The organism is Pauljensenia hongkongensis, from assembly GCF_001746855.1.
GTDB lineage: Bacteria > Actinomycetota > Actinomycetes > Actinomycetales > Actinomycetaceae > Pauljensenia > Pauljensenia hongkongensis.
The window spans coordinates 1383752-1384810 of the sequence record NZ_CP017298.1 but is presented as its reverse complement, the minus strand read 5'-3'; the positions used below and the strand labels follow the sequence as shown (position 1 = coordinate 1384810).

1 protein-coding gene is annotated in these 1059 nt (G+C 77.7%); it reads left to right on the top strand.

What is annotated here, in order from left to right; all coding sequences use genetic code 11:
- Positions 1–1059: hypothetical protein (locus tag BH719_RS09645; RefSeq protein WP_009743853.1), on the top strand; the 1059-nt coding region annotated here is incomplete at both ends.

Here is a 1059-nt window from a genome sequence, read left to right as displayed (position 1 = left end):
CAAGGCGGGCTCGCGCGCCGATGGCGCGGACGGCGGCGGGCAGCGCGGCGCCTCCAGCTCCGCGGACGCCGACATGCTGCGCGGCCGGTGGACCGAGGTGGTGGAACGGCTCGCCTCCATCAGCCGCGTCACCTGGTCGATGGTGGGGGGCAATGGCCAGCTCGGCGCCGTGGACGGCTCCCGCGTGGTGGTTCTCTTCCCGGTCGAGGCGATGGTCGCGGCGTTCACGCGCGGGAACCGCGCGGGCGATGTCGAAAGGGCCGTCCGCGAGGCCACGGGACTGACGGTCACAGTGTCCGCCCAGGTCGGCCAGGCCGGCGGGGGCCAGACCGTGACCGGGCCTTCGGCCCAGGCGTCCCAGTCCCAGGGCGGAGCGCGCAGATGGGTGTCCCAGCCGCCCCCTTTTGACGGTGCCGCCCCCGGGGCGGCTGAGCGGAGCGACGCGGGCGCCCCCACGGCGACGGGTGCTCCTTCCGCGATGGAGGAGCCAGCCCCCCGGGCGTCCGATGGGTGGCCCGAGCCCGCGGGGGTCCCCGGCGGAGAGGCCCCCAGCGGGGGCGGGATCACTGGCGGGCGGCCCGCGCCCACCAGAGCGCGACCCGACGAAGGCGCCCCCAGCGGAGGAGGGCCCGCAGGGGGAGGCACGGCCGCCGATGGCGCTCCGCAGCGGTCCCGGCGCAAGCGCGCCTTCACGGTCTTCACCTATCCCGGCGACCAGGAGGTGCCCGGAAACACCCCCGGCGCACTGGACGGTGGGAGTCCAGCACCAGCCCCCGGCGCACTGGACCGGGAGAGTCCGGCACCTGCCCCCGGCGCGCGGGACCAGGGGGCTCCCGCCCCCGCCCCGCAGTGGAGCGGACCCGCGCGCGACGGTGCCCCGGATGCCCCGCCCGTTTCGGCCCGGGCCCCGCAGCCCGCCCCCCGCGACCCGTCCCTGCCCGACGAGCCCGCTTTCGTCGACGGCCCGGACGACGACTGGGCGGACACGACCCCTTCCCCTGAGGCCCCCAGTGGCTGGTCCGAGGCGGTGGCGGTCCCCGGCGGAGCCAGCGTATCCTT